This window comes from Burkholderia puraquae, from assembly GCF_002099195.1.
Classification (GTDB): Bacteria; Pseudomonadota; Gammaproteobacteria; order Burkholderiales; family Burkholderiaceae; genus Burkholderia; species Burkholderia puraquae.
Genome location: NZ_NBYX01000005.1, coordinates 100015 through 125534, shown reverse-complemented (window position 1 = coordinate 125534; position 25520 = coordinate 100015). Strand labels below are relative to the sequence as shown.

Genomic DNA, 25520 nt, shown 5'->3' with positions numbered 1-25520 from the left:
AATGAAGCGCCTCGTAGCATTCACAGCGCTGCTGTTTTCCGCCATTTCGTTTGGCGCGACCACGGTGCCGCCGCCCATGCTCAACCCCACGGGGTCGACCGCCGGGCAAGCGATCGTGTCCACAGGCGCGTCCAGCGCGCCGTCGTGGCAGTCGATCGTGGACTCCATCGTTGCCGGGGCCGGCGTCACGGCGAGCGGCGCCACCGGCAGCGTTACTGTTTCGATCGCTACCAACGCCATCGCTCTCAGCCAGATCGCGCAACAGCCGGCCAATACGGTGCTCGCAAATGCGACCGGCTCGACCGCAAACGTAACGGCCTACAGCATGCCGGGCTGCAGCACGACGTCGAGTGCGCTGAACTACACAAGCGGGACCGGGATCGGCTGCAACGCGTCCATCAATGCGGCGACGCTGGGCGGCACCGCCGCGGCATCCTACGCATTGCTGGCGTCGCCGACTTTCACCGGCACGCCGACCGCGCCGACTACTGCGACAGGGACGAACACGACCCAGCTTGCGACGACTGCGTTTGTCGCCAATACGTTCGCGTCGCCGCCCACTGCCGGATACGGATCATCTACGCCCGAGCCCGTGGCGGCGACGACCATTAGCGCGACGGGGCTTATCAGCCCGACCAGTTCGATCGGAATCAAGGGAACCGCCACCAACGACAACGCACAGGCCGGCAGCGTCGGCGAGTTTCAGAACCCATCGGGCACGCTCACTACATTAACGAACGCGAGCTACACGAATCTGGTGAGTCAATCATTGGCCGCCGGCGATTGGGATGTGCAGGCGATCATCAACTTCGTCCCGGCGGGAACCACCACCGCGACTCAATACATCGCCGGCATCAGTACCACATCTGCAACTCTCGGTGGGTTCGGTTCATATGCACTGTACGGGTCGAATTTTCCGGCCGGCCAAGGGCAATACCTTACCTCTCCCGTAACTAGGATCAGTTTGTCGGCTGCCACGACGGTCTATTGCATTGGCGAAGCCAGCTTCAGCACGAGCACGATGCAAGCGCAGTGTATTTTTCGCGCGCGCCGTCCCCGCTGACGCAGGCACACGTGTGAGGGGCGTAGAACTAGCCCCCTGTTGCTAAATTCGTAACACGTTGCGAACGTAGCAACAAATTCTACAAAATACTTGTATGTTAGAATTTTCTTGCCAAAAAACCTCGACACACCTACAGTTACACCACGGTCACTAGACAGACCGGATAGGCCAATCGGGGGTTGATCATGAAGCGCGAGCAATGGGAAGAAGCCGGCAATTCGTCTGACGAGTTCTATTCGATTGAGGTGTTGGTGGGCGGCTTGTGGACGCGGATCGAGATGGAGCGGATTCACACCGGCGACTGGTTCCGGTACGACGTCCCACGGGAACACGAGTTTTTCGGGTTGATGTTCCAGGCCGCCGGCGACGCCTTCGAGGACCACACGGGAGTTCACGTCAAGGCTGCCAAGGTTGAGCCCGATCGATCGCGCATCAAGGTCGGCAAAGCGTTACCAGACCGTCCGCGCGCCTGGGTGTAGGCGTCGCGTGCGTAACCGTGCCGCGCTGGCTTGAGAGCCCGCGCGGCTTTTCACTTGAGGGGATGGGAAATGGAACGACCGATTAATTTGCTGCCCGAGGAAGCCGCCGAGCGACTCCGGGTTTCGAAGAACACCCTCTCGAACTGGCGTGTGCAAGGCTACGGGCCCAAATTTATAAAGATGGGCCGCAAGGTCTTGTATCCGCTTCCTGAGCTCGAGGCGTTTGAGCGTGAGCATCTGCAGTCGAATACGACTGGCGTTCGGGACAACGTGCGTTGACCGTACGCTTCCGTCACGCGAACGTCCCACAGGCTTGAGTTCACTGACTCACACGGCAAAGAACAACGACTTTCGGGGATCAAGAATGAGAACAACGGGGTTGGCCGCGGTGGCGGCCTTGCTTGTATTGGCAGGGTGCGCGACGAAGAACTATGGGCGGATGGGGAGTCTGACGGACTACGAACGCAACACCATGAGTTGTCGGGAGATCGATTTGGAAATCGCTCGCGTCGACGGATTCGTGTCACATGTCGACAAGGAGAGCGAGTTCGACGGGCGCTCGGTCCTGTCCTTCCTTGGGGATTTCGGGATTGGAAACGTGATGGAGAAGGACGCCGCGATGAAAAGCGCCAGCGATCGGCGCCAGGCGCTCGACAGCCTGCGATCGTCAAAGCAATGCGGATACGCGACAACTACGTCGCAGCCAGCCGTGTCGGCATCTGCGCCCGGCGCTGCGTCTGCTGCCGTGGGGCAATGATGAGCGACGCGCAATATAGGAACTCGGTGGCCGAAGGGCGCGAGCGCGTCGCGCACCTTATGCCAGTACTGCGGCAACCCGATACGCTATGGCACCGAACCGACATAGCTGGGCTTAAATCGATCCTAGCTGACGGAGCAATCCGCCCTAATGACGGCACGATCCCCTCGCAATACACAACTTCGGAGGACGTCGGCCATGCGGGCTATCGCTTCGGTGGTGTGTGTCTGTTCGACTTCCACTCACCCGCGCTAGATGACGTTTATTGGGCAGCGCAGCATTGGCATCAATTCTTCTCGCAGTGCCATCCCCTGACGATCGTATTCGAGATCGCACGAGATCGGTTAAACGAGGCTGCGTTGATTCTGCAGTCAGGAAAGTGCTGGATGCCACCGCTATACCATCCGCCGCGCGGCGGCGCACACTACCCACGTTGGATTCCATACGTCGAGGCTTGGCACCGCGGCCCCATATCGCTGCAAGACGCGCGCCGTATCCTCGCGTTCCGGTCTGGTTCAGACGATAAATTCGACCAGGTGGAGATCGGAACCGAAACCAGTTCCGACGTTGAACGGCTTGCTGCGGAATGGACGGCCTCTTGTGAGGCGAAACGCGCCCGAGCGCTTGCCGAAGGCGGCATCGACCTTGTTGCCGCACTCGCTAAAACCCGAGCTGGGCTGGTACGCCCCGCAAGTAGCTCGGTCAAACACGGGACTAGCCCTACGTTGCCGGACGAGAGCTCTTAGGCGCAACATTAATCAGGCGCATTTTTGAGTTGCCCGGCTCCCGTGTATGCTGCTCTAAACGGTTGCTGCAATTTACTTTTTGTAAGATAAGAAAAATGTACCACCATTACACGAAGCCTCAGGCAGCAGCTAGTATTGTCCTATCTAGCGAATTGTGGGGTAAGACAGCAGGCCCCTTTGGTATTGGTGGCCTGTCCGCCAGGGCTTTTGCAGGGCCGCACGTCCCCAGCAAAGTCAACCAGACTGTCAGTGCAGTGGAATTTGTATCGAATGTAGCCCCGCCGCGCGTGGCCCCGTGGCATGGTTCGACTGCTGTTATGTGGCCAGACGGCACACCCGGCACACGGACGTTCACTCTTCCCACCGGCGATGATGTCGTAGCCGTACCAATTAGCGTCACGGGAGTGTTCCCATGAATATCCGCCCCTTGAGTCCGGAGCACTTAGAATCGCCTGCGGAACTGCAGCCCGCGGTGGCGTTGCGGACCAAACTGCCCACACTGGCGCACAGCCTTCACGGCAAGATCCGCCGGGAAGGGGACGCTCGCGCCCTCTTGGTGGAAATTGATGGCGTTGCATTCGCCTTCGTCTCGTACGATAGCGATCCAGAGGTTGTTCACGTGTTCGTTCCGGATAGCCTCGCAAGACGCAAGAGTCACTTTGAAAGCGTCCTCAAAGCACTGCCCGTTCGCAACGTAGAGGCCGGGTGGTGGAAGCGTCGCGATCAACAGGATTGGCCCGGCAACGACGCCCGATCGTTCGTGATCGGCGGCAGTGGCGCTGTTAGCGCGCACTAGTAGGTGTGGGTATAGGTATAGGTTGAACCCGAGCCACAAAAGAAAAAGCCCCGCAAGTCCGAGAACTTGCGGGGCTTTGTCACCGCTTTTGGCGGAGACGGAGGGATTCGAACCCTCGATCCAGGTTTTGGCCCAGATGCTCCCTTAGCAGGGGAGTGCCTTCGACCTCTCGGCCACGTCTCCCAAACTTTCGCTCGCACCAGGGAGGCAGTGCGACGAGAACGAAATAATATAGGGTTTCGAACCGCACGTCAATTTCCGTGATGCATTTTCTTCAATGCATCACGAAAAATTCACGATGCCTGGTCGAGTTCGAATGCCTTGTGCAGTGCGCGGACAGCCAGTTCCATGTATTTCTCGTCGATCAGCACCGAAATCTTGATTTCGGACGTCGAGATCATCTGGATGTTGATGCCCTCTTCCGACAGCGTGCGGAACATCTTGCTCGCGACGCCCACGTGCGAACGCATGCCGACGCCGACGACCGACACCTTGGACACCTTCGGGTCGCCCTGCACCTGCTCGGCGTTCACGTGGCCCTTCACCTGGTTGGTGAGGATGTCCATCGCCTTCTGGTAGTCGCCGCGGCCGACCGTGAACGTGAAGTCGGTTTTGCCCTGGACGCTCTGGTTCTGGATGATCATGTCGACGTCGACGTTCGCATCCGCGACCGGGCCGAGGATCTGATACGCGATGCCCGGCTTGTCGGGCACGCCCATCACAGCAATGCGTGCTTCGTCGCGCTGGAACGCGATGCCGGAAATGACTGCCTTTTCCATGGTCTCGTCTTCTTCAAAAGTAATCAGGGTGCCCGAGCGCATTTCTTCGTCGAGCGCAATCAGCGGATCGGTCAGGCTCGACAGCACACGCGTCTTCACCTGGTATTTGCCGGCGAATTCGACCGAGCGGATCTGCAGGACCTTCGAGCCGAGGCTGGCCATTTCCAGCATTTCCTCGAACGTCACGCGATCGAGGCGTCGCGCCTCTTCGACCACGCGCGGATCGGTCGTGTAGACGCCGTCGACGTCCGTATAAATCAGGCACTCTTCGGCACCCAGCGCAGCCGCAACCGCCACCGCCGACGTATCCGAGCCGCCACGGCCCAGCGTCGTGATGTGGCCGTCCGGATCGACGCCCTGGAAGCCCGTGATGATCACCACCTTGCCTGCATTCAGATCGTCCTTCACGCGCTCGTCGTCGATCGAGTGAATGCGCGCTTTCGTGAACGCGCTGTCGGTCTTGATCGGCACTTGCCAGCCCGCGTAGCTCACGGCCTCGACGCCGATTTCCTGCAGCGCGATCGACAGCAGGCCGACGCTGACCTGCTCGCCGGTCGACGCGATCATGTCGAGCTCGCGCGGGCTCGGCTGGCTCGAAATCTCTTTCGCAAGACCGAGCAGACGGTTGGTTTCGCCGGACATCGCCGAAGGCACGACCACCATCTGGTGCCCGGCCTGATGCCATTTTGCGACGCGTTTCGCGACGTTCTTGATGCGCTCGACCGAGCCCATCGAAGTGCCGCCGTATTTGTGTACGATGAGTGCCATTGTCGTTCTGAACTGGAGGAGAAACCGCACGGGCGCGCTGGGCAGGCCGCGTAGCCGTTCGGTCACGCGGCTTGTGGCTGTGGACGGACGACGAGAGGGACGGCTGGGACGCAACACGCAAGCGTGACGGATTTTGCCCGGAAGGCCGATCAGGCCGCGCAAACCGGGTACGTCACGCGGAAAACCTGCACAAATCGCTCAAAAATCGAGCCGAGCAAACGACCGAGCGTACCCGATAGAGGCCCGCTTGACAAGCCGCTCGCCGTGCCCGGGGCCGTTCCGGCGCTGTTTACCAAATGGTGAAAATGCGCGCGCCATCGCGCCGCCAGAGGCCTGCTTCCGTCATGCGATCAGCAGGTCGGGACGCCACTCGATCCGGCGCCACGCGCCGTCACCGGACAAGCCGACATCGCGGTTCACGCCAAGGCGCGGCACGTAGATCAGCAAGTCGCCGGCGAACAGCAGCGGCACGTCGCGCTGCCAGGCGGGCACGCCGCGCTCCTGGAACAGGTTCTTCAGCGTGCGGCCCGGGCCGCCCGGCGACGTGCGCATCCGTTCTCCGCCCGCGCGGGCACGCGCTGCCAGCCGTGCGCCGCGCAGCAGCGCCTCCGGCACCGCGTCGGCACTTCCCGCGTCGGCCGGCGCGAACACGAACGTGCCGCGCCAACCCGGCAGGTGCCAGACTTCCTGCCCGTCCCACGCGAGCACCGATTCGGGGTGTAGTAGTGTCCCGGTGCCGTCATCGGCCGGTTCGCTGCTGTCGCCCGCTTCCCAGTAGACGGCATCGCGATAGAGCCGCAGGCATTGCCCCGCGTGATCGACGCGCAGCGCATGCGCATCGTGTGCGGCGCGCAGCTGCCGCATCATGTTCGCAAGCCGGGCGGCCGACGCGCCCGGCAAACCGAGCCGGCGCATCCAGAAGCGCAACAGGTTCGCGCCGCGCGTGTCGTCGAATGCGACCAGCGCGTCGCGCGACAGCGCGCGTCCGTCATCGCGCGAGGCAACGGCGAAGTCGAGTTCAGCCAGGTCGTCGAGCAGCCGCTGTGCGGCGGCCGCATGCTGGGCCGCGCGGCCCAGCGCGTCGCGAAAGCCCGGAAAATGCACGGCCAGCGCCGGCAGCACGTCGATGCGTAGCGCATTACGCGCGTAGCGCGTGTCGCCGTTCGATTCGTCGTCGATCCATGCCAGGTCGTGCTGCGTCGCATAGCGCTCGAGTTGCGCACGCAACAGTCGCAGCAGCGGGCGCACGCGCTCGACGCTCACACCGTCAGGGCGGTAACGCGGCGCCATCGCAGCAAGCCCCGCGATCCCCGCGCCGCGCAACAACTGCAGCAACACGGTCTCGGCCTGGTCGTCCGCATGCTGCGCGAGCCACAGCGCGGCCGCACCGTGGCGTTCGCACATCTCGTCGAGCGCCGCGTAGCGCCGCTCGCGCGCCGTCGCCTCGACACCGAGGCCGCTGTCGCGCGGCACGTCGACGCGCATCGATTCGAACTCGACGCCGAGCCGTGCCGCTTCCGCTTCGGCATGCGCGACCCACGCGTCGGCGTTCGCGCTCAGCCCGTGATGCACGTGCAGCGCGACGCAGCGCGACGCGCCCGCGACACGCACGGCCGCGTCGAGCAGCACCGTCGAATCGAGACCGCCGCTGTACGCGATCGCGATGCGTGCATCGGGCGGCATGCCGGAAAGCGCAACGCCGACCGCGTCGAGGACGACGCGATCGGCGGAGAATTCGGTGGGCGGAATCACGAGAGGAACGCGCGCGCAGCGGCGCGCGAATTGAGGTCGCAGCCGGTCATGCGCCCGGCGTGGTTTCCTTGAACTTGCCGTAGGCCATCAGGCGCTCGAAGCGGCGCTCGCGCAGCGCATCGATGCTCATGCCCTGGAACTGGCGCAGCGAATCGGCAAGCGCGCGGCGCAGCAACGCAGCCATGCCCTTCGGATCGCGATGCGCGCCGCCGAGCGGCTCGTTGATGATCTTGTCGATCAGGCCGAGCGCCTTCAGGCGGTGCGCGGTCAGGCCCAGCGCTTCCGCTGCTTCGGGCGCCTTCGCGGCGCTCTTCCACAGGATCGACGCGCAGCCTTCCGGCGAGATCACCGAGTAGGTCGAGAATTGCAGCATCATCACGGTGTCGGCCACCGCGATCGCGAGCGCGCCGCCCGAACCGCCCTCGCCGATCACCGTCGTGATGATCGGCGTCTTCAGCTCGGCCATCACGTACAGGTTACGGCCGATTGCCTCCGACTGGCCGCGCTCTTCCGCGCCGATGCCCGGATATGCGCCCGGCGTGTCGACGAACGTGAAGATCGGCAGCCCGAATTTCTCGGCGAGACGCATCAGGCGCTCGGCCTTGCGATAGCCTTCCGGGCGCGGCATCCCGAAGTTGCGCGCAGCGCGCTCCTTGGTATCACGGCCCTTCTGGTGACCGATCACCATGCACGGATGGCCGCCGAAGCGCGCGAGACCGCCGACGATCGACAGATCGTCCGCGAATGCACGGTCGCCGTGCAGCTCGTGAAAATCGGTAAACAGTTCCGCAACGTAATCGAGCGTGTACGGACGCTGCGGATGCCGCGCGATCTGCGAGACCTGCCACGGCGACAGGTTCGCGTAGAGGTCTTTCGTCAGTTGCTGGCTTTTCTTCGACAGCCGCTCGATTTCTTCCGAAATGTCGACAGCCGAGTCGTCCTGCACGAATCGCAGCTCTTCGATCTTGGCCTCGAGTTCGGCGATCGGCTGTTCGAAATCCAGAAACGTGGTCTTCATGTGTTCGAATCCTTGGGTCTTGCGGCAGCGCGTATTCTACCCGCGCGGGCGACGCTCAAAACCGGTTCTCAACTATTGATGTTTAAAACCCGATAGCCGCCACTCAGGCGTCGGCGTCGGGTGCATCGAGGCTGCGCCACATGTACCAGGTCGCGACGGTGCGCCACGGTTCCCAGTTGGCCGCGACCTCGCGCGCCTCGCTGCGCGTGACGGGTTCCCCGCTGAAGTAATTGACGCTGATCGCGCGGATCAGGCCCGGGTCGTCGAGCGGCAGGACGTCCGGCCGCGACAGGTTGAAGATCAGGAACATCTCGGCCGTCCAGCGGCTGATGCCGCGGATCTGCGTGAGTTCCGCGATCACGTCCTCGTCGTCCATCGACGTCCATTTGTCGACGTGCAGCGCGCCCGACACGAAATGCTGCGCGAGATCGAGGATGTATTCCGTCTTGCGCTTCGACAGCCCGCACGCGATCAGCTTGTCCGCGCCGAGCCGGATCACCGGCTGCGGTGCGAGTTTCGGACAGGCATCCCCGATGCGCGCCCACAGCGATTGCGCGGACGGCACCGAAATCTGCTGGCCGACGACCGAGCGCGCGAGCGTGACGAACGGGTCGCCGCGCTTCACGAGATGCGCGGGACCGAACTTCGGAATCAGTTTCTTCAGGATCCGGTCGCGCTTGACGAGGTCGGCGCATGCCTTATCCCAGTAAGCAGGACGCACGACGACCTCCTCGCCGTCCGCTTCGGACGCACGGGCCTTGCGGGCCGCATCGGCGGCCGGCAGCGCGGCCGCCGGCTGCGCATGACCGTTGAGCGCGCCGTTCGGCACGGCGCGCGTCGCGTCCGTCTTCGCCGGCGGCACGCGCTTGGCTGCCGGACGTGCGGCGACCGGGGTCGCGCGCCTGACCGGCGCTTTTCTGGCCGTTGCCATCTTGCCTCCTACCTGACGGATCGGTCAGTGGAACGCACCGCGCTCATACGCGACGCCATTCGGTCGATCCGCCCGGTTTGTCTTCAAGTGCGATACCAGTCTCGAGCAGTTCCGCCCGGATCCGGTCCGCTTCGGCATAGTCCTTCGCTTGCTTCGCCGCGACGCGCGCGGCGATCTTCGCTTCGATCTCGTCGGCGGCGAGCCCGCCCGCCTGCGCGGCGCCGGACGCCTGCTGCAGGAACGCGCGCGGTTCGCGGCCCAGCAGGCCGAGCAGGCCCGCCAGTTGTTTCAGTTGCCGCGCGAGCGATGCGTCGCGCGTGCGGTTCACCTCGCCCGCCAGCTCGAACAGCGTCGCCACCGCGACCGGCGTGTTGAAGTCGTCGTTCATCGCGGCCGCGAAACGCTGCGCGTGCGGCTCGTTCCAGTCGAGCGCAAGCGTGTCGGCCTCGACATCCTTCAGCGCGGTATAGAGACGCGTGAGCGACGCGCGCGCATCGTCGAGATGCACGTCGCTGTAATTGAGCGGCGAACGGTAGTGCGTGCGCACGATAAAGAAGCGCATGACTTCCGCGTCGTAACGCTCGAGCACTTCGCGGATCGTGAAGAAATTGCCGAGCGATTTCGACATCTTCTCGTTGTCGACCTGCACGAAGCCGTTGTGCATCCAGTAATTGACGAACGTCTGGCCGGTCGCGCCTTCGCTCTGCGCGATCTCGTTCTCGTGGTGCGGGAATTGCAGATCCTGCCCGCCGCCATGGATGTCGAAATGCTCGCCGAGCAGCGAGCAGCCCATCGCCGAGCACTCGATGTGCCAGCCCGGGCGCCCCATCCCGTACTTCGACGCCCACGACGCGCCTTCCGGATCTTCCGGCTTCGCGCGCTTCCACAGCACGAAATCGAGCGGATCTTCCTTCGCGTCGTTCGCGGCGACGCGCTCGCCCGCGCGCAGATCGTCGAGCGACTTGCCCGACAGCTTCCCGTAGTTCGCGAACTTGCGCACCGAGTAATTGACGTCGCCGTCGGTCGCCTGGTACGCGTAACCGTTCGTCTCGAGCGTCTCGATCATGCCGAGCATCTGCGGGATGAACTGCGTCGCGCGCGGCTCGATGTCGGGCCGCTGGATGCCGAGCGCACTTTCATCGTCGTGCATCGCATCGATGAACCGGTCGGTCAGCGACTTGATCGTCTCGCCGTTCTCGACCGCGCGGCGGATGATCTTGTCGTCGATGTCGGTGATGTTGCGCACATACGTGACCCGGTAACCGATCGCACGCAACCAGCGCTGGACGAGGTCGAACACGACCAGCATGCGCGCGTGGCCCACGTGACAATAGTCGTATACGGTGATTCCGCATACGTACATCCGCACATCGCCGGACTGGCGCGGCACGAAGACTTGCTTGTCACGCGCGAGCGTGTTGTAGATGCGCAGTGATTCCATAGAGATGAACCGTGAGCCGAAGGAAACCGCCCTGGCGAAGCTCGCCCAGCATGCGAAACGGACGGACCATCTGCTGCGGCACCAGGCCGAGCGTCCTCGATATCACATGGGGCGGTCAGGCTGCAAGCACAGCGGTGACGGCCACGAGAGGCTAAGAAAGACTGTCTGCCGCTCGCCGGAACGTGCAGACGTTTTGTTAGAATGGCTCGGAGTATAACATTCCGATTTACGCCTATGAAACCTCATCGCGGCCGCGCGCAGAGCGCTGCGACCCTCGTTGCGACCACCGTCATGGGCGTCGCGCTGACGCTTTTCGCGGCCCCGGCGGCGCATGCGCAGAAAGCCCCGGCTACCGCCGACGGCACGCCCGAAATCGACGCGTCGATCACCGGCAAGCAGTGGAAGCAGGCGCTCGCGCAGCTCGACGCGCGTATCGCGTCGAACCCGCGCGACGTGCAGGCGCAGTTCAAGCGCGGCACCGTGCTGGCCCGCCTGAACCGTGACGACGACGCGATCCAGCAGTTCGTCGCGATCACGCAGGCGTACCCCGAACTGCCCGAGCCGTATAACAACCTTGCGGCGCTTTACGCGAAGCATGGCCGTTACGACGAAGCGCGCACCGCGCTCGTCACGGCGACGCAATCGAACCCGAACTACTCGCTCGCGTACGAGAACCTCGGCGACCTGTACCTGCGCCTCGCGGCCGAGTCGTACAAGCGTGCGCAATCGCTCGGCCGCACGAGCGGCGCGACCGCGCAGCGCCTCGCCGATCTCCAGAAGATCGTGTCGCCGCCGAAGGCCGCGCCGAACGCCCGCGCGGTCGCACCGGCCACGCGTGACTACACCGGCCGCGCAGCCGCGAACGTAAGCACCACCACGCTGCCGATGTCGCCGACGTTCCAGTTCAGCGGCCCGTCCGGCGCACTGGCAGCGCCGTACGTCGCGCCGTCGCAATAAGCGGCGCGGCCTTCTTTCCCTCCCAACCTGAGGATCGCAATGAAACGTCTGTTGCTGGCGCTTGGCGGCGCCGCCCTTCTCGCGACCGCGACCGCACCTGCGTTCGCGCAATCGGCTACCGCGCACCCCGTCGTGCAGCTGAAGACCTCGCAGGGCGACATCCGCGTCGAGCTCTACCCGGAGAAGGCGCCGAAGTCCGTCGCCAACTTCCTCGATTACGTGAAGGCCGGCCAGTACAACGGCACGATCTTCCATCGCGTGATCAAGGGCTTCATGATCCAGGGCGGCGGCTACAAGACCAACTTCGAGGAGAAGCCGACCCGCGCGCCGATCCCGCTGGAGAGCCGCAATGGTCTGAAGAACCAGACGGGCACGATCGCGATGGCACGCACGAGCGATCCGAACTCGGCCACCGCGCAGTTCTTCATCAACACGGTCGACAACAGCGGCCTCGACTACCCGAACCCGGACGGCAACGGCTATGCGGTGTTCGGCAAGGTCGTGTCGGGCCTCGACGTCGTGAAGAAGATCGAAGGCGTGGCGACGACTTCGCGCGGCCCGATGCAGGACGTGCCCGCACAACCAATCGTGATCGAATCGGCCAGCATCGTCTCGAAGTAAGAACCTGCCGGCACGTCCGGCGCCACACGCGGCCGCGTCGCACGACCGGCCGCGTGCCATTTAAACCGCCTCATCGAAGGAATTCATCATGGTTGAACTGCATACGAACCACGGCGTGATCAAGCTCGAGCTCGACGCCGCGAAGGCACCGAAGACGGTCGAGAACTTCCTGAACTACGTGAAGAAGGGCCACTACGACGGCACCGTGTTCCATCGCGTGATCAACGGCTTCATGATCCAGGGCGGCGGCTTCGAGCCGGGCCTGAAGCAGAAGCCGACCGATGCGCCGATCGACAACGAAGCAAACAACGGCCTGAAGAACGACAACTACACGGTCGCGATGGCGCGCACGAACGATCCGCATTCGGCAACCGCCCAGTTCTTCATCAACGTGAACGACAACGACTTCCTGAACCACTCGTCGCCGACGCCGCAAGGCTGGGGCTACGCGGTGTTCGGCAAGGTCGTCGAAGGCCAGGACGTGGTCGACAAGATCAAGGGCGTCAAGACGGGCAACGCTGGTTTCCACCAGGACGTGCCGACTGACGACGTCGTGATCGAGAAGGCCGTCGTGGTCTGACGCGCAGTTACGGAGGCACTTCGATGTTGCAGGAGAGTCCGCCGCGAAGCGTCTCCGCGGGCGTGCCGGGCGAGCGCGAATACGCGCAAGCCGCACGCCCGTTCCTGTTTCTCTCCGATCTGCACCTGAGCGAAGCGATTCCGAAGACGGTCGCCGCGTTCGAGCATTTCGTGAAATACACCGCCGACAGCGCCGACTCGGTGTTCATCCTCGGCGACCTGTTCGAATACTGGATCGGCGACGACATCCTCGACGACGATCCGTTCGCGGCACGCATGGCCGCGCTGATGCACACGTTCTCGGAGCGAGGCATCGCGCTCTACGTGATGCACGGCAACCGCGATTTCCTGCTTGGCCGGCGCTTCATGAAGGCAGCCGGCGCGATGCTGCTGCCCGATCCTTCGCTGATCATGGCGTTCGGCCAGCGCATCGTGCTCGCGCACGGCGACGCGCAATGCACGGCCGACCGCGGCTACCAGCTGTTCCGCCGTTTCGCACGCAACCGCGTCGCACAATGGCTGTTTCTCGCGTGGCCGTTCCGCTGGCGCTGCGCGCTCGCGCAGCGCATGCGCTCGAACAGTGAAGCGGGCCGGATGCGCCCTGCTTCGGCAATCTACGATGTCACGCGCGAAGGGATAGCTGCGCTGTTCCGGAAAAGCCGCGCGAGCGTGATCATTCACGGCCACACGCACCGCCCGGCGCGCCACATGGAACCCGGCGGCATCCGCTGGGTGTTGCCCGACTGGGATCTCGACCACGGCAAGCCGCGTGGCGGCTACCTGCGCGTCGACGCGGAAGGCATCCACGCGATGCCGCTCGACTGACGCCGCGGCCGCCGTCGCACCGACCGGCAGCCTCGGGCATCCATCGCATTACGCCTGGTGTTCGACCGACTTGCCCTCCAGCACGGCCGACAGCCGGCGCAGGTCGAGGCGCGCCGCGTCGGCGCCCTGCAGCGTTTCCAGATGCGTGCCGAGCCGTTCGAGCGCCGCGACGATCTCGTCGACGCGGCGGCTTTCCTTCGCCGCGTGATCGATCAGCCCGTGAATCGCAAGCGACATCGGATCGTCGGCATTCGGCGTGATCCCGTATGCGCAGAACGCCGCGCGTTCGGGCTGCGGCTTCGGCTGCGCCGGCATCACGATGCGCGCCGGATTGCCGACCGCCGTGCCGCCCGCCGGCACCGGTTTCACGACGACCGCGTTCGAACCGATCTTCGCCCCCGCACCGACCGTGAAACCGCCGAGCACCTTCGCGCCCGCGCCGACGATCACGCCGGCCTCGAGCGTCGGGTGGCGCTTGGCGCCGCGCGTGAGCGATGTGCCGCCCAGCGTCACGCCCTGATAGATCGTGCAGTCGTCGCCGACGATCGCCGTCTCGCCGATCACGACACCCATTCCGTGATCGATGAACACGCGCCGGCCGATCGTCGCGCCGGGGTGGATTTCGATCCCCGTCAGGAACCGGCCCGCCTGCGACGCGAAACGCGCGAGCCAATAACGCTTCGCACGCCAGCAGGCGTGCGCGAAACGATGCAGCACGAGCGCATGCAGCCCCGGATAACAGGTCAGCACTTCCCATGCACTGCGAGCGGCGGGATCCCGCTCGCGAATCGTTGCAACGTCTTCGCGCAGTCTCGTGAACATGATGTGGTCTGGGAAAAAGCCGGCGCGCATCGCCGGCAATGACCGGCCGTTATCGCGCCGGGTAATTTACTTATGACGTTCGGCGATTGTAGGGCGAGTCGCGCACGGCCGCACGAGCTCGCGCGTTCACCCCGCCGCCGGCACGGGTATTCGGGCGGAACGCTTGCTGCTCCAGGGTTTGCGGGATGATCGACCGGGTGGAACGATCAGCCCGGCGTTTCCCGCGGCCGACGCGGCACCTGCCCGACGGGGGATTGCCCCGCGCGCCGAGACATCCGGCAGCCAGTGCGCCGGCTGCTTACGCGCCGCCGCCGGGTTTGCCCGATTTCAGCAGGATGTGCTTCGCGACGCCGCGCAGGATATTGACCTCCTCGCGCTCGAGGCCCGTGCGCGCGAACAGGCGCCGCAGCCGCGGCATCAGCTTCTTCGGGTTGCGCGGATCGAGGAAATCGAGCGCGATCAGCGCGTTCTCGAGGTGCACGTACATCCGCTCGATCTCGTCGCTCTGCGCAAGCGTGCCGGCTTCGGCCGACGGTTGCGCCGACGGCTCGCTCGCCTGCTCGAGAAACGCGACGCGCAGCTCGTACGCGAGCACTTGCACGGCCTGCGCGAGATTCAGCGAACTGTAGGCCGGGTTCGCCGGAATGTGCGCCAGCGCGCTGCACTGCTCGACATGCTCGTTCGCGAGGCCGGTGCGCTCGTTGCCGAACACGAGTGCGATGTCGCCCGTGCCGACCTGCGCGCACGCCTGCGTGGCGGCCGCACGCGGTGCGAGACGCGGCGGCCCGTATTCGCGCGTGCGCGCAGTCAGCGCGATCGACCAGTGAACACCGGATAGCGCGTCGCCGAGCGTCGGCACGACATGTGCGGACGCGAGGACGTCGTCCGCGCCGCTGGCCATCGCAATCGCCTCGGGATCGCTCTGGACGTGCGGCACGCGCGGCGCGACCAGCACGAGACGCGAGAAACCCATCGTCTTCAGCGCGCGGGCGGCCGCCCCGACATTGCCGGGATGGCTCGGCTCGACGAGCACGAAACGGGTGGACGTGAAGCCGCCGGACGGCGGCTGGGACGAGGCCGCGCCCGGCTCGGACGGCGCGGCGGTGATCTGCGGGGTTTCCACTACGATACGACTCGGTTCATCAGAATGGCAGTATGGTATCGCCATCGCCGCGGCAAACCCACTCGTCCGGACGGATAGTGGGGGTTTCCCCGTACTCCGGTCGCCTGAAACCGCCAAAAATCGGGTAAAATCATGCCTTTACGCGTCGCGCACCGTGCGGCGCGGGTCGTACCCCGTTCTTTGTCAATTCGCGTCTCACCTCGCCCGCCACGCTTGCACCGTGCCGGGCGGTTGTTCCACTTCGTGGCGGCCCGTGCCGCCGGCTACAGGATCCAGGCTCATGCATCCCATGCTCAACATTGCTGTCAAGGCTGCGCGCCGCGCCGGACAGATCATCAATCGCGCGTCCCTCGATCTCGACCTGATCGAGATCCGCAAGAAGCAGCAGAATGACTTCGTCACCGAAGTGGACAAGGCCGCCGAAGAGGCGATCATCGAGACGCTGAAGACCGCCTACCCCGACCACGCGATCCTCGCGGAAGAATCGGGCGAATCGGAGAACGAATCCGAATTCAAGTGGATCATCGATCCGCTCGACGGCACGACCAACTTCATCCACGGCTTCCCGTACTACTGCGTGTCGATCGCGCTCGAGCACAAGGGCGTCGTCACGCAGGCTGTCGTCTACGACCCGAACAAGAACGACCTGTTCACGGCCAGCCGTGGCCGCGGCGCGTACCTGAACGACCGCCGCATCCGCGTCGGCCGGCGCGACCGCCTGTCGGACGCACTGGTCGGCACGGGCTTCCCGTTCCGCGAAAAGGACGGCCTCGATGCCTACGCGCGCCTCTTCACCGAAATGACGCAGGCCTGCACGGGCCTGCGCCGCCCGGGCGCGGCGGCACTCGATCTCGCAAACGTCGCGGCCGGCCGCCTCGACGCGTTCTTCGAACAGGGCATCAACGTGTGGGACATGGCAGCGGGCAGCCTGCTGATCACCGAGGCCGGCGGCCTCGTCGGCAACTACACGGGCGACGCCGATTTCCTGCATCGCCATGAAATCGTCGCCGCGAACCCGAAGATCTACGCGCAGATGATCCCGATCCTGAAGGGTTACACCCGCGTGCATCCGGCGGCGGAGTAAGCCCCGGCCGCGCCTGCATGGCGCGGCTTTCGCGCACACCGCTCGCGGGCATCGTCATGACGGCGCGGTTCGCCTCCCGGTCGCCGGGAGGCGGGACAATCTTCCCGCACCAGGGCCGCTTCGTGCGCCTATCCTGAAGTTGCTCGAGTTATTCGGGCCGGTCAGCGTACTGACGCTTGCACCGCTTGTCCCGCAATGACAATGAATGGTTTGCGTCCGGCATGCCCGCACGGCGGACAACACCGCCGTGCCTGCCGGCCCCGCCCGTATCAACACCGCCACGACGCCGTGGCAATCGCATCCGAGTCCTCATGTTACGGCTAAGCGAAATTAAACTCCCCCTCGACCACCCCGAAAGCGCGCTCGAGGCCGCGATTCGCGCGCGCCTCGCGGAGCTGGGCGTGGATGCAGACGGGCTCCTCCGTTACACCGTGTTCCGCCGTGCGCACGATGCGCGCAAGCGCGCCGACATCAAGCTCACGTATATCGTCGATGTCGAAGTCACGGACGAAGCGGCCGCGATCAAGCGCATCGCCGGAAAGCCGCATTGCGGCGTGACGCCCGACATGGCGTACCACTTCGTCACGAAGGCGCCCGAGCACGGCAATTTCCTGCGCCCGGTCGTGATCGGCATGGGGCCGTGCGGCCTGTTTGCGGGGCTGATCCTCGCGCAGATGGGTTTCCGCCCCATCATCCTCGAGCGCGGCAAGGCCGTGCGCGAGCGCACCAAGGACACCTTCGGCCTGTGGCGGAAAAGCGTGCTCAACCCCGAATCCAACGTGCAGTTCGGCGAAGGCGGGGCCGGGACGTTTTCCGACGGCAAGCTGTACAGCCAGATCAAGGATCCCAACCATTACGGCCGCAAGGTGCTGGACGAATTCGTCAAGGCGGGCGCCCCGGAAGACATCCTGTACCTGAGCCGGCCGCACATCGGCACGTTCCGCCTCGTCAGCATGGTGGAAAAGATGCGTGCGTCGATCCACGAGCTGGGTGGCGAAGTGCGCTTTGAAACGCGGGTCGACGACATCGAGATCGATCAGGGCAAGGTGCGCTCGCTGACGCTCTCGAACGGGGAAACGCTGCGGTGCGACCATGTAGTGCTGGCCGTGGGCCACAGCGCGCGCGACACCTTCCAGATGCTGCATGATCGCGGCGTCTATATCGAAGCCAAGCCGTTCTCGCTGGGCTTTCGCATCGAACATCCACAGGGGCTGATCGATCGCAGCCGCTTCGGCAAGTTCGCGGGCCACAAGCAGCTCGGTGCAGCCGACTACAAGGTGGTCCACCACTGCAGCAATGGCCGGGCCGTCTACAGCTTCTGCATGTGCCCTGGCGGCACGGTGGTCGCGGCAACCTCCGAGCCGGGCCGCGTGGTCACCAATGGGATGAGCCAGTATTCGCGGGCCGAGCGCAACGCGAATGCGGGCATCGTCGTCGGCATCACGCCGGACGACTTTCCCGGTGGCCCGCTGGCGGGCATCGCGTTCCAGCGCAAATGGGAAGAGCGCGCGTTCGAACTCGGCGGCGGCGATTACCGCGCGCCGGGCCAGCTGGTTGGCGATTTCATCGCAGGCCGGCCGTCGACGTCGCTGGGCGCCGTGGAGCCGTCGTACAAGCCTGGTGTGAATCCGACCGATCTCAGCACCGCACTGCCGGACTACGTGATCGAAGCGATCCGCGAAGCCCTGCCCCAGATCGACAAGAAGATCGCCGGCTTCGCGATGCACGATGCAGTGCTCACCGGCGTCGAGACGCGCACGTCGTCACCGATCCGGATTCGACGCAAGGACGATTACCAGAGCATGAACATCGAAGGCCTGTATCCGGCGGGTGAAGGTGCGGGGTATGCGGGTGGCATCTATTCGGCAGCCATCGACGGGATCGAAGTTGCGCAGGCAGTGGCGCTCAGCATGACGTCGGCGCTCGCATGGCCGCCCGGGAGCGCGATCGGCCAGCGGCGTGAGAACGACCGCCGCCGGTCGCGCAATCTCCGGCAACCTGGCCGAATGGCGAACTTCGCGCCCGCACATGAAGCCACTGGTAAACTCGGGCAACCAAAGCAACAACTTCACGCCTGACTTATGACCACGCTGTCGCCCGAAGCCTTTGCCGGCCACACTCCAATGATGCAGCAGTACCTGCGCCTTATCTGACAAGCCTCGGCACACAAAGCTACGCTACGACCTGCGCTCACCCTGTTTAGGGATCGGCCGTTAGACCGCGACGCCTCAATCAATGACGACATCTCCAGAATTTATAAGGATCGCAATTTCGATGAATATCAATGCGATACCTGAAAGAGCAGATATTGCATGCCAATAGCTGTACTTCCAGATCGAGTGGGCGACCTCATGGCATGAGCCATGTGCGCAAATAAAGTAGTGCAGATCGCGCACATAACCGTTCACGGCGTCGCCGCCCAGGTACACAGCGGCGCACCAGAAAGCGAAGAAGTTGAAAAATGCGAGCACCCCAGTGACATGCAGTATCAACTTGGCACGCCTCGACATTTCTTTGAACTTTACAGTCATGACAAGCCTTCCGACCAAGCACGGGACCTACGCCTGAGGCAGCGCCCATACAGTCACAATCTAGACTGTCAGCCGCAAATGGCATGTCGGGATTAGCACTACGTTGCGAGTTGTGCCCGCAGCTCTACGCCCACGAGCTAGGTGGACAGGCCCCGGTCGCTGCCGATTCCCCCTGCAACTGGCCAACCGGTGAACTTCGCGCAGACGCGTCCGGCCCACTGGTAAACTCGGGCAGCTAAAGCAACTTTTCCCGGTCATGCTGTAGCAAATTTGTAGCACGCAAATAAGCCCGCTCGCAGCGGGCTTTTGCGTTTCCGGCACATCGATTGAGCACAGCGTTCGCAGTCAAGACGGTTTTCGAGTCGCGGCTGCAGACAACTTCTGCGTCATCTTTTTCGTGACGATCGCCGCACAGGTCGCTTGCGCCGCCGGCCGCATCGACCCATCCCCCCACTCCTTACGCGCCGACTTCTCGCACGACGCGTCTCGGGCCTTCTTCCACTTCGAGATTTTCGCCTCAAGCGCAGCCTTGCGTTCCGGATGCGCTTCAATCTGCTTGTCGACGACCTGCTGCAGTTGACGCTCGGCGACGATCTGGTCGCGCCACGCACAAAAGTTCATGCTGGTCTGACTGCCATCGCAATTGTTCAACAGCCCGGCCACTTCACTCGCCGGTAGGCCGCTGCGTGCCGCGATTTCGTCTGCGGGCGTCTGCTCGGCATGTGCGGCAGCCGACACGATCAGGAGCAGCCAAAGGCACTGTTTCCTCATGGCGTCACCTGCGGTTGGAACGGAGCTGCTTCCAATCGCCGCCGGTTGACGAGGCCGCCCGAACGGACCGCGCGAAGCCGACGACCATGCGCATCGCGCGGATGAACGTAGACTCGCTGATTCATGTGGGACACAACGCCGGCATCGTTGCTCTGGTTCGCGGCGTGTAGTGCGTCTACGGCCCCGGTATTGCCAGCGTTGTAGGTGTAGCTGACGAGTTCGTCGAACTGGGCCTGCGTCAACTCTCGCTGGGTGACGGTTCTACGCACCTGGGCTTCCGCTCGGCTCACGCCCGTAGCGAGTTGCGCATTAACCTGCGCGGCAGTAACCGGGCGACGCAGCTCCTCGGGGGTGCAGGGCCCCGTATGCGCAAGCGTCCCCACCCCAAAGGTGCAGTTGTTCGCCTGATCGTTGTAATAGGCCATGACCGCTTGTTCCCGCGTCCGCAGAGCGGCCCAGCCGGCCTCGCTTAACCGCATATTTTCATTTGCCATCGTCGCCCTCTCAAAGCGCATATTCGTATCCCACGACTCCGCGTGGTCGAGGCACTTTACCACTTGCTGAGGACCACAATCGCGAAACCGCAAGCAGGCTAGAGGCGGGACGGCGTAAAAGTCACTTTGGCATCGCTGCCATCTCATCCGCCGGATAGAGATGCAGCATCGTGCGGGCAGCCTCAATGTTCTTCGTGTGCAGCCACTCGTCATAATCAGCTGGGCGCAATATGACCACTGACCTCTTTTCGTCGCCGGGCTTGTGCATGCGCCCCATCACGGCATGTCCGTCCGCATTGACGGTCATCATGCTCATGCCGATCAGCGAGCGGCCGTCATCTCCATCGTAGCGCCGCCAGATTCCAGTGACGCAATACGATTGCCACTCTGTAAGCCCGATCCGGTGCCAGACATTCCGGCCCGTCTCGTAACAAGGCTCGTATATCCACTGGGCCGGGATCAAGCAGCGCTGACCAGCTCGCCACGCCTTGCCATATAACCGGGATTCTCCGACTGTTTCGAAGTTGCGCAGGCAGTGGCGCTCAGCATGACGTCGGCACTCACGGCCTGATATACGAAACGATCGCATGGCCGCCCGGGAGCGCGATCGGCCAGCGGCGTGAGAACGACCGCCGCCGGTCGCGCAATCTCCGGCAACCTGGCCGAATGGCGAACTTCGCGCCCGCACATGAAGCCACTGGTAAACTCGGGCAACCAAAGCAACAACTTCACGCCTGACTTATGACCACGCTGTCGCCCGAAGCCTTTGCCGGCCACACTCCAATGATGCAGCAGTACCTGCGCATCAAGGCCGACCATCCCGACACGCTTGTCTTCTACCGGATGGGCGACTTCTACGAGCTGTTCTTCGAAGACGCGGAGAAAGCCGCACGCCTGCTCGACCTGACCCTCACGCAACGCGGCGCCTCGGCCGGCACGCCGATCAAGATGGCCGGCGTACCGCATCACGCGGTCGAGCAATATCTCGCCAAGCTCGTGAAGATGGGCGAATCGGTCGCGATCTGCGAGCAGATCGGCGATCCGGCCACGTCGAAGGGCCCCGTCGAGCGCAAGGTCGTACGCGTCGTCACGCCCGGCACGCTGACCGATGCCGCGCTGCTGTCCGACAAGAACGACGTCTACCTGCTCGCGATGTGCACGGGCCACAACAAGCGCGGCGTGGCGGTGAACATCGGCCTCGCGTGGCTGAACCTCGCAAGCGGTGCGCTGCGGCTCGCCGAAATCGAACCCGACCAGCTCGCTGCCGCGCTCGAGCGCATCCGGCCGGCCGAGATCCTGACGCCGGACGGCGCAGCCGACGCCGTGCCGGCAGGCGCAGGCGCAAGCAAGCGCGTACCGGCATGGCACTTCGACATCGCATCGGGCACGCAGCGCCTGTGCGACCAGCTCGATGTCGCGAGCCTCGACGGTTTCGGCGCGCATTCACTCACGAGCGCATGCGGCGCAGCCGGTGCGTTGCTGCTCTATGCAGCAGCCACGCAGGGCCAGCAGCTGCGGCACGTGCGCAGCCTGAAGGTCGAGAACGAAACCGAGTACATCGGGCTCGATCCGGCCACGCGCCGCAACCTCGAGCTGACCGAGACGTTGCGCGGCACCGAGTCGCCGACCCTGTATTCGCTGCTCGACACCTGCTGCACGACGATGGGCAGCCGCCTGCTGCGTCACTGGCTGCACCATCCGCCGCGCGCGTCGGTCGCCGCGCAGTCGCGCCAGCAGGCGATCGGTGCGCTGCTCGATGCACCGGCCAACGCAAGCCTCGATGCGCTGCGCAGTGCGCTGCGCCAGATCGCCGACGTCGAACGGATCACCGGGCGTCTCGCCCTGCTGTCCGCGCGTCCGCGCGACCTGTCGAGCTTGCGCGACACGTTCGCCGCCCTGCCGGCACTGCGCGAGCGCATCAGCGCGATCGTCGCGAATGCGGACGCACTCACCCGCGTCGACGCAGCCCTCGCACCGCCGGCCGAATGCCTCGACCTGCTGACCAGCGCGATTGCGCCCGAGCCGGCCGCGATGGTGCGCGACGGCGGTGTGATCGCGCGCGGCTACGACGCCGAGCTCGACGAACTGCGCGACATCTCGGAGAACTGCGGGCAGTTCCTGATCGATCTCGAAGCGCGCGAGCGCACGCGCACCGGCATCGCGAACCTGCGCGTCGAATACAACAAGGTGCACGGCTTCTACATCGAGGTCACGCGCGGCCAGACCGACAAGGTGCCCGACGATTACCGCCGGCGCCAGACGCTGAAGAATGCCGAGCGCTACATCACGCCCGAACTGAAGACCTTCGAGGACAAGGCGCTGTCCGCACAGGAACGCGCACTGGCGCGCGAGCGCGCGCTGTACGACGCGGTACTGCAGGCGCTGCTGCCGTTCATCCCCGAGTGCCAGCGCGTAGCATCGGCGCTCGCCGAGCTCGACCTGCTCGCCGCATTCGCCGAACGTGCCCGCGCGCTCGACTGGGTCGCGCCGACCTTCACCGACGAGATCGGCATCGAAATCGAACAGGGCCGCCACCCGGTCGTCGAAGCGCAGGTCGAACAGTTCATCGCGAACGACTGCCGCTTCGGCACCGAGCGCAAGCTGCTGCTGATCACCGGCCCGAACATGGGCGGCAAGTCGACGTTCATGCGGCAGACCGCACTGATCGCGCTGATGGCGTACGTCGGCAGCTACGTGCCGGCCAAGTCGGCATGCTTCGGCCCGATCGATCGGATCTTCACGCGTATCGGCGCGGCGGACGATCTCGCGGGCGGCCGCTCGACGTTCATGGTCGAGATGACCGAAGCCGCGGCGATCCTCAACGACGCGACGCCGCAAAGCCTCGTGCTGATGGACGAGATCGGCCGCGGTACGTCGACGTTCGACGGTCTCGCGCTCGCGTGGGCCATCGCACGCCACCTGCTGGCGCACAACGCTTGCTATACGCTGTTCGCAACGCACTACTTCGAGCTGACGCAACTGCCGGCCGAATTCCCGCAAGCGGCCAACGTCCACCTGTCGGCCGTCGAGCACGGCCACGGCATCGTGTTCCTGCACGCGGTCAGCGAAGGCCCGGCCAACCAGAGCTACGGCCTGCAGGTCGCGCAGCTCGCGGGCGTTCCGGCGCCCGTGATCCGCGCCGCGCGCAAGCACCTCGCGTATCTCGAACAGCAGTCGGCGTCGCAGCACACGCCGCAACTCGACCTGTTCAGCGCGCCGCCGGTGGCCGTCGACGATCTCGAATGCGCGGACGCGCCGGCGCTGCCCGACACTCCGCATCCGGCGCTCGAAAAACTGCGCGACATCGATCCCGACGATCTCAAGCCGCGCGAGGCGCTCGACCTGCTGTACGAACTGCGCACGCTGGTCCGGTCGCACGATGCCGACGGGCACGCGTAAGCGCATCCCGCGCGGGCTGCCGGCCCGCACGGCCACCGCGCTCGTCGCAGCCGTGCTCGCGCTCGCGCAGGCCGCCGCGCTGGCCGCACCGCCGAAGCGCAGTACCGCGCCCTACTCGTTCGCGGTCGTGTCAGGCGTGATCAACGCCCCGGCGGACGAACCGGCCGCCCAGCGGCTGCTCGATGCGATCGCACGCGAGCGCAACCTCGCGTTCGTCGTCTATGCAGGCGATCTCAAGGGTTCGAAGGAAGCGTGCCGCGATGCACTGTATTCGCAGCGCGGCGCGATCCTGGATGCGGCACGCGTGCCGCTCGTGTTCATTCCCGGCCACGACGACTGGGCAACGTGCAACACCGCGGCCGGCGGCGGCTACGATCCGGTCGAGCGGCTCGACTTCCTGCGGCAGACGCTGCTCGCCGATTCGGCACTGCCCGACCCCGGCGCGCTGCAGATCACGCGGGAAAGCGAAGTCGCACGGTTTCGGCCATATCGCGAAAACGCTCGCTGGATGCGCGACGACATCGTCTACGTCGCGCTCAACGCGCCGGCGCCGAACAACCACTACCTGACGGCCGGCGGCCGCAACGGCGAATTCGAGGATCGCATCATCGCGAACGGTTTCTGGATCGACCACGCGGCCGAATATGCGAAGCGCCGCGAGGCGCGCGCGATGGTGGTGCTGTTCGAAGGCGATCCGCAGTTCGAACGCTACGAACGCGCGGAACGATTTGCATGGCTGCGTTTCAACCGGCCGCGCGTGCGCGACGGCTTCCGTGAGCTGAAACGAACGCTGGTGAAGGCGGCGGCGACATTCCGCGGCCCGATACTCGTGATGCACGCTAGCGGCGAACCGCTTGCGAACGGCTTTCTGATCGATCGTCCGCTACGCACTGACGACGGTGAACTGGTAGGTAACGTGACGCGCGTCGCGATCGGACCGCGCCATCCGGCGAATCAGTGGGTCAAGGTGAACGTGTCGCCGGCACGGCAGACGATCTTCAACGTGAGCCTGCAGGACGTACCGAAGAACCTGCCCGTACCGCCCGCGCTGCCGCTCATGCCGCGCGACGACGTCCCGCTGCCGCAGATGCCGGAAATCCCTGCGTTGCCGGCGTTGCCCGACTCGTCGTCGGTCGCACCGCCACTGCAGGGCGACAGCGCCGCACCCGGCGGCGCGTCGTGGCCTGCACCCGCCCCTGCGTCGGGGCCGGTGCCCGGCCTGCCTGCGAGCTCAGTGCAGGGTGCGCCCTGACGGCGCATCGCCGTCTTCGTCCTCGTCTTCGTCCTCGTCGACAATCTCGAGCCCTTCCGCGCCATGCGCGTGCTCGTGCTCGATTTCGTCTTCGGTTGCTTCGCGAACGTCCTTCACGATGAGGTCGAAACGCAGCGCCATGCCCGCCAGCGGGTGGTTGCCGTCCAGCACGACCTTGTCTTCGGCGACGTCGGTGACCGTGTAGATCAGGGAATCGACTTCCTCGTCGCCGTCTTCCGGCGTGCCTTCGAACTGCATGCCCACTTCGAGCGGCTCGGGAAAACGATCGCGAGGCTCGATCTTCACGAGTTCGGGATCGTAGTCGCCGAACGCGTCCTGCGGTTCGAGCTGAATCTGCGCCTGGTAACCCTGCTCATGGCCGTCGAGCTGTTCCTCGATCTTGGGGAACGTGCCATCATAGCCGCCGTGCAGATAAACCATCGGCTCGTCGCTTTCCTCGATCAGATTGCCCTGTGCATCCGACAGCTTGTAAGTGACCGACACGACGGTGTTTTTTGCGATTTTCATCCAA

General features: G+C 64.6%; 24 protein-coding genes, 1 tRNA gene and 2 pseudogenes. 14 read left to right on the top strand and 13 right to left on the bottom strand.

Annotated elements, in window-relative coordinates:
* Nucleotide 1: 1 nt before the first annotated feature.
* From B7G54_RS11980 to B7G54_RS38560, 6 genes are all read left to right on the top strand, one after another.
* Complete coding sequence (locus tag B7G54_RS11980; protein ID WP_085039299.1) at nt 2-1063, top strand: hypothetical protein; 1062 nt, start codon at nt 2-4, stop codon at nt 1061-1063.
* A gap of 185 nt (nt 1064-1248) precedes the next feature.
* A complete protein-coding gene (locus tag B7G54_RS11975; protein ID WP_085039298.1) occupies nt 1249-1542 on the top strand; it encodes a hypothetical protein in 294 nt (97 codons plus the stop codon).
* A gap of 69 nt (nt 1543-1611) precedes the next feature.
* The gene (locus B7G54_RS11970; protein WP_085039297.1) at nt 1612-1821 is read left to right on the top strand and encodes a helix-turn-helix transcriptional regulator; all 210 of its coding nucleotides are present in this window, start codon (nt 1612-1614) and stop codon (nt 1819-1821) included.
* A gap of 85 nt (nt 1822-1906) precedes the next feature.
* Nucleotides 1907-2299: a hypothetical protein gene (locus B7G54_RS11965; protein WP_085039296.1), complete on the top strand. Its 393-nt coding sequence runs from the start codon at nt 1907-1909 to the stop codon at nt 2297-2299.
* The gene (locus tag B7G54_RS39020; protein WP_165765573.1) at nt 2299-3045 is read left to right on the top strand and encodes a hypothetical protein; all 747 of its coding nucleotides are present in this window, start codon (nt 2299-2301) and stop codon (nt 3043-3045) included. Before B7G54_RS11965 ends, B7G54_RS39020 begins: the two co-directional genes overlap by 1 nt.
* 412 nt (nt 3046-3457) lie before the next feature.
* Complete coding sequence (locus B7G54_RS38560; RefSeq protein WP_133059156.1) at nt 3458-3841, top strand: hypothetical protein; 384 nt, start codon at nt 3458-3460, stop codon at nt 3839-3841.
* 89 nt (nt 3842-3930) lie between these two features.
* Here the strand turns inward: B7G54_RS38560 and B7G54_RS11955 are convergent.
* From B7G54_RS11955 to cysS, 6 genes are all read right to left on the bottom strand, one after another.
* A tRNA-Ser gene (locus B7G54_RS11955) sits at nt 3931-4024 on the bottom strand.
* A gap of 110 nt (nt 4025-4134) precedes the next feature.
* A complete protein-coding gene (locus B7G54_RS11950; protein WP_085039294.1) occupies nt 4135-5388 on the bottom strand; it encodes an aspartate kinase in 1254 nt (417 codons plus the stop codon).
* 342 nt (nt 5389-5730) lie between these two features.
* Nucleotides 5731-7140: a tRNA lysidine(34) synthetase TilS gene (gene tilS, locus B7G54_RS11940; RefSeq protein WP_085039293.1), complete on the bottom strand. Its 1410-nt coding sequence runs from the start codon at nt 7138-7140 to the stop codon at nt 5731-5733.
* A 46-nt stretch (nt 7141-7186) separates the two neighbouring features.
* Nucleotides 7187-8158, bottom strand: coding sequence for an acetyl-CoA carboxylase carboxyltransferase subunit alpha (locus tag B7G54_RS11935; protein WP_006478433.1), 972 nt, complete (start codon nt 8156-8158; stop codon nt 7187-7189).
* Nucleotides 8159-8261: 103 nt separating this feature from the next.
* A complete protein-coding gene (locus B7G54_RS11930; protein WP_039364698.1) occupies nt 8262-9089 on the bottom strand; it encodes a DNA-3-methyladenine glycosylase family protein in 828 nt (275 codons plus the stop codon).
* Between the two features lie 43 nt (nt 9090-9132).
* A complete protein-coding gene (gene cysS / locus B7G54_RS11925) occupies nt 9133-10530 on the bottom strand; it encodes a cysteine--tRNA ligase (RefSeq protein ID WP_085039292.1) in 1398 nt (465 codons plus the stop codon).
* Nucleotides 10531-10764: 234 nt separating this feature from the next.
* Here cysS and B7G54_RS11915 point away from each other — a divergent pair, with 234 nt between their 5' ends.
* The 4 genes from B7G54_RS11915 to B7G54_RS11900 all read left to right on the top strand — a co-directional run bounded on the left by B7G54_RS11915 (nt 10765) and on the right by B7G54_RS11900 (nt 13512).
* Nucleotides 10765-11487: a tetratricopeptide repeat protein gene (locus tag B7G54_RS11915; RefSeq protein WP_085039291.1), complete on the top strand. Its 723-nt coding sequence runs from the start codon at nt 10765-10767 to the stop codon at nt 11485-11487.
* 39 nt (nt 11488-11526) lie between these two features.
* Nucleotides 11527-12108 (top strand): peptidylprolyl isomerase, encoded by a 582-nt coding sequence (locus B7G54_RS11910; protein WP_085039290.1) that lies wholly within the window; start codon nt 11527-11529, stop codon nt 12106-12108.
* An 88-nt stretch (nt 12109-12196) separates the two neighbouring features.
* Complete coding sequence (locus B7G54_RS11905; protein WP_006478428.1) at nt 12197-12688, top strand: peptidylprolyl isomerase; 492 nt, start codon at nt 12197-12199, stop codon at nt 12686-12688.
* Between the two features lie 23 nt (nt 12689-12711).
* Nucleotides 12712-13512 carry a UDP-2,3-diacylglucosamine diphosphatase gene (locus tag B7G54_RS11900; RefSeq protein WP_085039289.1) on the top strand — a complete coding sequence of 267 codons (801 nt, stop codon included), beginning with the start codon at nt 12712-12714 and terminating at the stop codon, nt 13510-13512.
* 48 nt (nt 13513-13560) lie between these two features.
* Here B7G54_RS11900 and cysE read toward each other — a convergent pair whose 3' ends face one another.
* Nucleotides 13561-14364, bottom strand: coding sequence for a serine O-acetyltransferase (cysE, locus tag B7G54_RS11895; protein ID WP_085039288.1), 804 nt, complete (start codon nt 14362-14364; stop codon nt 13561-13563).
* 268 nt (nt 14365-14632) lie between these two features.
* Entirely contained in the window at nt 14633-15457 is an 825-nt protein-coding gene (locus tag B7G54_RS11890) for an RNA methyltransferase (protein WP_085039287.1), read from the bottom strand.
* Between the two features lie 280 nt (nt 15458-15737).
* Between B7G54_RS11890 and B7G54_RS11885 the strand changes: the two genes are divergently transcribed.
* Both B7G54_RS11885 and B7G54_RS11880 read left to right on the top strand, forming a co-directional pair.
* A complete protein-coding gene (locus B7G54_RS11885; protein ID WP_085039286.1) occupies nt 15738-16541 on the top strand; it encodes an inositol monophosphatase family protein in 804 nt (267 codons plus the stop codon).
* Between the two features lie 311 nt (nt 16542-16852).
* Nucleotides 16853-18469: pseudogene (locus B7G54_RS11880) on the top strand (NAD(P)/FAD-dependent oxidoreductase); the annotation flags it as partial.
* A gap of 300 nt (nt 18470-18769) precedes the next feature.
* On the opposite strand, the gene B7G54_RS11875 reads toward B7G54_RS11880, so the two are convergent.
* The 4 genes and pseudogenes from B7G54_RS11875 to B7G54_RS11860 form a co-directional block, all read right to left on the bottom strand.
* The gene (locus B7G54_RS11875; protein ID WP_133059155.1) at nt 18770-19072 is read right to left on the bottom strand and encodes a hypothetical protein; all 303 of its coding nucleotides are present in this window, start codon (nt 19070-19072) and stop codon (nt 18770-18772) included.
* Between the two features lie 345 nt (nt 19073-19417).
* Entirely contained in the window at nt 19418-19843 is a 426-nt protein-coding gene (locus B7G54_RS11870; RefSeq protein ID WP_085039284.1) for a lysozyme inhibitor LprI family protein, read from the bottom strand.
* Nucleotides 19840-20337 (bottom strand): glycoside hydrolase family protein, encoded by a 498-nt coding sequence (locus B7G54_RS11865; protein ID WP_085039541.1) that lies wholly within the window; start codon nt 20335-20337, stop codon nt 19840-19842. The genes B7G54_RS11870 and B7G54_RS11865 overlap by 4 nt, the downstream gene beginning before the upstream one ends.
* A gap of 121 nt (nt 20338-20458) precedes the next feature.
* Nucleotides 20459-20857, bottom strand: a pseudogene (locus B7G54_RS11860) (SOS response-associated peptidase family protein); the annotation flags it as partial.
* A gap of 221 nt (nt 20858-21078) precedes the next feature.
* Between B7G54_RS11860 and mutS the strand changes: the two are divergent.
* Both mutS and B7G54_RS11850 read left to right on the top strand, forming a co-directional pair.
* Nucleotides 21079-23736, top strand: coding sequence for a DNA mismatch repair protein MutS (gene mutS, locus B7G54_RS11855; protein ID WP_085039282.1), 2658 nt, complete (start codon nt 21079-21081; stop codon nt 23734-23736).
* Complete coding sequence (locus B7G54_RS11850; protein WP_175130462.1) at nt 23717-24988, top strand: hypothetical protein; 1272 nt, start codon at nt 23717-23719, stop codon at nt 24986-24988. Before mutS ends, B7G54_RS11850 begins: the two co-directional genes overlap by 20 nt.
* Here the strand turns inward: B7G54_RS11850 and B7G54_RS11845 are convergent.
* Entirely contained in the window at nt 24968-25516 is a 549-nt protein-coding gene (locus B7G54_RS11845) for an FKBP-type peptidyl-prolyl cis-trans isomerase (protein WP_085039281.1), read from the bottom strand. The two genes, B7G54_RS11850 and B7G54_RS11845, sit on opposite strands and share 21 nt — an antisense overlap.
* Nucleotides 25517-25520 lie beyond the last annotated feature (4 nt).

Bases quoted from the DNA above. Each gene is read 5' to 3' on its own strand.
- B7G54_RS11980 (WP_085039299.1), top strand. From the start codon at position 2: ATGAAGCGCCTCGTAGCATTCACAGCGCTGCTGTTTTCCGCCATTTCG.
- B7G54_RS11975 (WP_085039298.1), top strand. From the start codon at position 1,249: ATGAAGCGCGAGCAATGGGAAGAAGCCGGCAATTCGTCTGACGAGTTC.
- B7G54_RS11970 (WP_085039297.1), top strand. From the start codon at position 1,612: ATGGAACGACCGATTAATTTGCTGCCCGAGGAAGCCGCCGAGCGACTC.
- B7G54_RS11965 (WP_085039296.1), top strand. From the start codon at position 1,907: ATGAGAACAACGGGGTTGGCCGCGGTGGCGGCCTTGCTTGTATTGGCA.
- B7G54_RS39020 (WP_165765573.1), top strand. From the start codon at position 2,299: ATGAGCGACGCGCAATATAGGAACTCGGTGGCCGAAGGGCGCGAGCGC.
- B7G54_RS38560 (WP_133059156.1), top strand. From the start codon at position 3,458: ATGAATATCCGCCCCTTGAGTCCGGAGCACTTAGAATCGCCTGCGGAA.
- B7G54_RS11950 (WP_085039294.1), bottom strand. From the start codon at position 5,388: ATGGCACTCATCGTACACAAATACGGCGGCACTTCGATGGGCTCGGTC.
- B7G54_RS11935 (WP_006478433.1), bottom strand. From the start codon at position 8,158: ATGAAGACCACGTTTCTGGATTTCGAACAGCCGATCGCCGAACTCGAG.
- B7G54_RS11930 (WP_039364698.1), bottom strand. From the start codon at position 9,089: ATGGCAACGGCCAGAAAAGCGCCGGTCAGGCGCGCGACCCCGGTCGCC.
- cysS (WP_085039292.1), bottom strand. From the start codon at position 10,530: ATGGAATCACTGCGCATCTACAACACGCTCGCGCGTGACAAGCAAGTC.
- B7G54_RS11915 (WP_085039291.1), top strand. From the start codon at position 10,765: ATGAAACCTCATCGCGGCCGCGCGCAGAGCGCTGCGACCCTCGTTGCG.
- B7G54_RS11910 (WP_085039290.1), top strand. From the start codon at position 11,527: ATGAAACGTCTGTTGCTGGCGCTTGGCGGCGCCGCCCTTCTCGCGACC.
- B7G54_RS11905 (WP_006478428.1), top strand. From the start codon at position 12,197: ATGGTTGAACTGCATACGAACCACGGCGTGATCAAGCTCGAGCTCGAC.
- B7G54_RS11900 (WP_085039289.1), top strand. From the start codon at position 12,712: ATGTTGCAGGAGAGTCCGCCGCGAAGCGTCTCCGCGGGCGTGCCGGGC.
- cysE (WP_085039288.1), bottom strand. From the start codon at position 14,364: ATGCGCGCCGGCTTTTTCCCAGACCACATCATGTTCACGAGACTGCGC.
- B7G54_RS11885 (WP_085039286.1), top strand. From the start codon at position 15,738: ATGCATCCCATGCTCAACATTGCTGTCAAGGCTGCGCGCCGCGCCGGA.
- B7G54_RS11875 (WP_133059155.1), bottom strand. From the start codon at position 19,072: ATGACTGTAAAGTTCAAAGAAATGTCGAGGCGTGCCAAGTTGATACTG.
- B7G54_RS11870 (WP_085039284.1), bottom strand. From the start codon at position 19,843: ATGAGGAAACAGTGCCTTTGGCTGCTCCTGATCGTGTCGGCTGCCGCA.
- B7G54_RS11865 (WP_085039541.1), bottom strand. From the start codon at position 20,337: ATGGCAAATGAAAATATGCGGTTAAGCGAGGCCGGCTGGGCCGCTCTG.
- mutS (WP_085039282.1), top strand. From the start codon at position 21,079: ATGACCACGCTGTCGCCCGAAGCCTTTGCCGGCCACACTCCAATGATG.
- B7G54_RS11850 (WP_175130462.1), top strand. From the start codon at position 23,717: ATGCCGACGGGCACGCGTAAGCGCATCCCGCGCGGGCTGCCGGCCCGC.
- B7G54_RS11845 (WP_085039281.1), bottom strand. From the start codon at position 25,516: ATGAAAATCGCAAAAAACACCGTCGTGTCGGTCACTTACAAGCTGTCG.